The organism is Microcystis sp. LEGE 08355 (genome assembly GCF_015207185.1).
Classification (GTDB): domain Bacteria; phylum Cyanobacteriota; class Cyanobacteriia; order Cyanobacteriales; family Microcystaceae; genus Microcystis; species Microcystis panniformis.
In genome coordinates, this window is the sequence record NZ_JADEXI010000331.1 from 1 (window position 1) to 5,183 (window position 5,183).

Annotated in this window: 5 protein-coding genes; 1 reads left to right on the top strand and 4 read right to left on the bottom strand. The window is 45.9% G+C overall.

Annotation, left to right across the window (positions count from 1 at the left end; genetic code table 11):
- Positions 1-110: 110 nt before the first annotated feature.
- Positions 111-767, bottom strand: coding sequence for a class I SAM-dependent methyltransferase (locus tag IQ242_RS16090; RefSeq protein ID WP_002756909.1), 657 nt, complete (start codon positions 765-767; stop codon positions 111-113).
- 220 nt (positions 768-987) lie between these two features.
- On the opposite strand from IQ242_RS16090, the gene lysS reads away from it, so the two are divergent.
- Positions 988-2,595 (top strand): lysine--tRNA ligase, encoded by a 1,608-nt coding sequence (lysS, locus tag IQ242_RS16095; protein ID WP_193960649.1) that lies wholly within the window; start codon positions 988-990, stop codon positions 2,593-2,595.
- Positions 2,596-2,654: 59 nt separating this feature from the next.
- Here the strand turns inward: lysS and IQ242_RS16100 are convergent, their stop codons facing one another.
- From IQ242_RS16100 to IQ242_RS16110, 3 genes are all read right to left on the bottom strand, one after another.
- A complete protein-coding gene (locus IQ242_RS16100) occupies positions 2,655-3,008 on the bottom strand; it encodes a DUF1257 domain-containing protein (RefSeq protein ID WP_002731874.1) in 354 nt (117 codons plus the stop codon).
- 134 nt (positions 3,009-3,142) lie between these two features.
- Positions 3,143-4,654 (bottom strand): AAA family ATPase, encoded by a 1,512-nt coding sequence (locus IQ242_RS16105; RefSeq protein WP_052277276.1) that lies wholly within the window; start codon positions 4,652-4,654, stop codon positions 3,143-3,145.
- A 79-nt stretch (positions 4,655-4,733) separates the two neighbouring features.
- Positions 4,734-5,084, bottom strand: coding sequence for a hypothetical protein (locus IQ242_RS16110; RefSeq protein WP_228021039.1), 351 nt, complete (start codon positions 5,082-5,084; stop codon positions 4,734-4,736).
- Between the last annotated feature and the right edge of the window lie 99 nt (positions 5,085-5,183).

The following is a 5,183-nucleotide window of genomic DNA, read 5'->3' on the forward strand; positions in this document are numbered from 1 at the left end:
CCCTATACCCCACACCCTGTCCCCACGAAAAACTTTTTCAGCAGACCCTAGATGGTGTTGCTCGCAGTATGTATGTATTATGACAATAGCCCTCTGAGTGTTAACGATGACTATAATCCTAGAGAGGATTCTTTTTTTCCTATCACTGCATAGAAGGGATCAGCAACCATAATTCCTAACATTTGTAGGAAACTGGGGGTAGTAGCAGGACGAACGATCGCCTGTACTTCCCTAAATCCCGCTACCGATTTAAAATAGGATTTCACTAACGCTACTCGGCCTAAATCGCTATTATCGCGCCAAGCAGCGATCGCTTTTTGATAAAACATCCGATTGGAAAAACTAACCACCACCAGACCATTAGGCTTTAAAATACGATACAGTTCCGCAAAAATCGCCTCTGGATACTGCAAATACTGCACCGACACCGTGATTAACACCGCGTCAAAAGAACTATCCCCTAGGGGCAATTTTGGCTGTGCATTGAGGTCTTGGACAAAATAACTATGCAAGCGGGGATTTTTGGCTAACTCCTCCCCATTCATCCCGTGACCTTCGATATGCTCAAACTCCATCTCCTCCGGTAAATGGGACACCCAGCTGCTCATCAGGTCTAAAATGCGTGTATTCGGCGATAAGATCTCTCGGTAGAGAGCGGTTAATCGATCGATAAAACCCTCATCCACGTGGGTGACAAAGCGGGGAAAAGCATAAAAATCGCTGTCTTTGGTCGGATCGAGTTTAGTTCTTTCTTCGGGTCGGAGCATTTTTGTCAAGTTAATTTTACTATTCTTAACATACCCCACAGACAGAAAAAAGGGTTAACCGAACTGGTCAAAGTTAGATGGCACAAAGAAGACGATACCTTGAACCCAGGCCAAAGATTTACACCTCATCTCGACCTACTCCAGATAACTGAGTATGTCAAGTGTTGGATATTCCCTTAGAATGTAAAATGTAAAGACTGTAGATACATAAGGTTAATTCATGTTTTGGTCCGACAAAATTGCTGCGGATGCACAAATAAACCAAGTTGTCAACGATTCAAAAACCCCGTCTGGAAGAGTTCATGTTGGATCGTTGAGAGGGGTTGTGATCCATGATGTGATTGATCGAGCCTTGAAACATTCTGGTAAATCATCGAAATTCCTCTATGGTGTTGATGATTATGATGCACTTGATACTGTTCCCCATTATCTCGATCGAGAGAAGTTTGCACCTTACTTAGGGTTTCCCCTTTGCAATGTCCCTTCACCGGACAATAGTGCCAGCGATTATGCAAAGTACTTCATGGGGGAGTTTCTAGAGGTTTTCGAGCATTTGGGGGTTAGACCAGAGGTTTACTATTTGCGTGATCTATACCGCTCAGGTCGATTAAATTCCTACATTGATACCTTCCTCAAAAACGCTCATTTGGTCAGAGAAGCCTATCTAGAGGTGAGCAAAGCGCGTCGGCCAGATAACTGGTATCCCTTTCAGATCGCTTGTGAAAATTGCGGCAAGATTGCAACAACGGTTGTGTCAGATTATAACGGGTCAGAAGTTTTTTATACTTGCAAACCTGATGCAACAGATTGGGTTCAAGGTTGTGGTCATTCAGGCTGGGTTTCTCCTTTTAATGGCAATGGTAAATTACCTTGGAAAGTTGAGTGGGTGGCAAAGTGGGATCTATTGGGAATCACCATTGAGCTTGCGGGTAAAGATCACTCCCAGAAAGGAGGATCTAGAGATGTCGCGAATGCAATTTGTCGAAAAGTGCTACGAAAACAGCCACCTTTCCATTCACCCTACGAATTCATTTTAGTCAATGGCACGAAGATGAGTTCATCAAAGGGGGTTGGTTCAAGCGCCAAAGAAATCGCTGAGTTACTTCCTCCTGAGCTACTTCGATTTTTAATGCTACGAACTCAGCCTAAGACAGTTATTAACTTTGCGCCCAATTATGAAACGACAACTCGGCTATTTAGAGACTACGATTCTCTAGCTGATAAGTATCAAGCTTTATCAGCAGATGCCCAGCAAGAATCTGCTTTGCCTGAAGAGTTAATGCCATTGTTTTACTCTCAACTTGATGGAGTAATTAAGCCTTACCATCCTTTTGATCTCAGCACGCTGATTTCTTTACTGCAAGTGCCTCATCTCGATATTCGTCAAGAGATTGAAAAACGTAGTACTCAGCCTTTAAGCGAATATGATTGGCAAATTGTCAATCAAAGGATTTCAGTTGCTCAAAAATGGTTGGCGGACTATGCTGACGAAGAAGAAAAATTGGTTCTTTATCTTGACAGGATTCCTGAGAAAGTTAGGGACTTGACTCAGGAGCAGGTTGCTTATCTTAGACAGCTAACTCATAGCTTGACAGATGTTCAAGGTTGGGAAGCTGACGAATTGCAAACAACCTTATTTGCAACAGCAAAAGAGTTAGAAATGCAGCAACCCCTTGCATTTAAAGCTGTTTATTTATCGTTCTTAGGTAAAGAGCGTGGGCCAAAAGCTGGAGCTTTGCTGTCTTATTTAGAGCGTGATTTTGTGATTACTCGTCTTCAAGATGTTGTGCAAATAAATGAATCTCAGCTTGATCTTATTTCTGAATAGACAGAAAAAAGGGTTAACCGAACTGGTCAACCCCTAGGCTTGGGAACGCGCTGTAAATCTTAGCTTTGAACGACTAGCTTAACGTTAGCGTTTTGCAGACCGCGCTGTTTCACTTCGGATAGGGTTTTGTTCACAGCGTATTTTTGGTTGATCGAGTTGATCAATTCGGTTTGATTGTGTTTTTTGGCTACACCCCAGAGGTCAGCGATTAAATCGAAACTGCCGTCGGTGTTGCGAGACCAACCGAGATCATATTCGCCATCGAGAACAGCAACGATGTCGGAGCGAACCCGTTGACCGTTGTAACCACGAACATCAGCTTCGGTTTTTACGCTAATACCGAGGTCGCGGAGAGAAGCTTTGAGGATTTCGGCATCGGTGATTTTGGTCCGGAGAGTGCTAAAATGAGACATTGGAATTTCCTCTTTGTAGATAAGAATCAACAACAACAGATTGAGAGTTAAAGAGTGCCGCCAAGCGGCTTTGCGAGGCATTGCTAGTCCCTGAGAACTAGCCTTTCATCCCGTTGGGAGCGGGCGAAAGTCTGTTAGAACTCCAATCGCTGGTACTCAGCGACGGAGGCCGAAGCAGGTCGGGCGCGTTGTCTGGCCCAATCACGCAGGGCAGTTACCTGTTCGGTCATGGTGCGAGATAGGGGCAGAGTCGCCTTAATCGCCGCAATAATGTCTAATTGCGTGAATTCGCGATCTTGGGCGAAGGCCTCATACATGGCGGCAATCAGCGCCTGTTCTATTTCCGCACCGGAAAACCCATCGGATACCTTGGCTAACTGCTCCAAATCGAAGCGAGAAATGTCGGAGCGTCGTTTAGTCAGGTGAATATTAAAGATATCTTGTCTTTCTTCGGAATTGGGCAAATCGACAAAGAAGATTTCATCGAAGCGCCCCTTACGGAGAAATTCCCCCGGTAGCCGTTCAATCCGGTTAGCTGTGGCCATAACGAAGACGGGCGAGGTTTTTTCCTGCATCCAAGTCAGGAAGGAGCCGAAGATGCGGCTAGAGGTTCCCCCATCGGAATCGGCAGATCCTGTACCACCAGCAAAAGCTTTATCTAATTCATCGATGAAAAGAATGGCTGGAGAGATGGATTCGGCAGTTTTTAAGGCATTACGCAGGTTAGCCTCGGACCGTCCCACCATGGAACCATCGTAAACCCGTCCCATATCTAAGCGCAGGAGCGGTAAACTCCAGAGGCGCGAGGTGGTTTTAGCGATTAAGGACTTACCACAGCCTGGTACTCCTAAAATTAGCATTCCTTTCGGTTGGGGCAGTCCGTAACCTCTGGCTCTTTCTGTAAAGGCGTTTGAGCGCTGTTTTAACCATTTTTTTAGTTCTTCCAGACCGCCGACGGCATTGATGGTCTCGTCCTCTTCAATGTATTCTAAAATTCCGTTGCGGCGAATCAGTTGTTTTTTCTCGGAAAGGACGATTTCTACCTCGTCTTCCGTGAGTCTGTTCGCTTTTACATGGGCTTTGCGGTAAACTTTTTCGGCTTCATCTTTGGTTAAACCTAAGGCCGCTTTCAGGAGTTTTTCCCGGACCTCTGTGGTGGTACGACGATTTTGATTTTTGCTTAGGTGTTGCGAGAGAACCGTATCTAACTCTCCCATGTCGGGCAGGGGAAAATCCAGAACTACCACATCTTTCTCTAGTTCTATGGGGACTTCTTGCAGGGGAGACATTAAAATAATGATTTTTTCGGTTCCTTTAAAGCTGGCGATCGCATCTCTTAACCAGCGAGTGACAGGAGCAGAAGTGATGAACGGATGCAGGTCTTTGAAGATGTAGATGCCCGCTTCCCGTTGACGCACTACCCATTCGATCGCCGCTTCCGGAGACACGGTATTATGTTGACTGGTTTGGCGCGGTTGACCTAGTTCGATCATGCCGTGGGTGACAGTCCAGACAAACACCCGTCGATGTTGTGTATTTAGTTGGGCTATTTTGCTGATGGCTTCTTCTGCCCTTTCCTCCTCGGAGGTGACGAGGTAAATCAGGGGATACTGAGCCTTGACGAGAATTTCTAGCTCTTCTTTCATAACATCGACCCTATTTGTGGTAACGGTTTAGACCTTGGGCGGCTGATGGCTGTAGATGCCTTGTTCGGCTACTGCGAGTTTAGCAGGGAACTAAGGCTGCTTCTCCCTCTGCGGTTCCTTGAGCGCCAACGGGTTCGGGAACTTCGATCGGGAACTCGTCGCCCACTATTGCGGGCTGGCGTTTGATCGACCTTAGCCGATCTTCTTTCATCACTAACGCGGCATCACACTCGGGACAGACATGAACCTGATAGGTTTTGCCGTAGGCGGTGGCTTCGATTTCCTCTACCTTTTCGGGGTATTTCAGGTAAAAAGCGATCGCTTTCTCCACCAGCCCTGACATCGATTCTTCATCGATCGCGGCTCTGATCTTTAGTTGACGATGGACTCCAGGGGGAAGGTACAGTGTGACTTTTTGCTTGTCTTGCATATCACTAAATTGGTTTACCCGGGTATGTGTCTCTACTATAACCACTGTCTTTCTCTCCTGTCAAGATGGTAAGCTGTTATAACGGCATAATTGTAATAT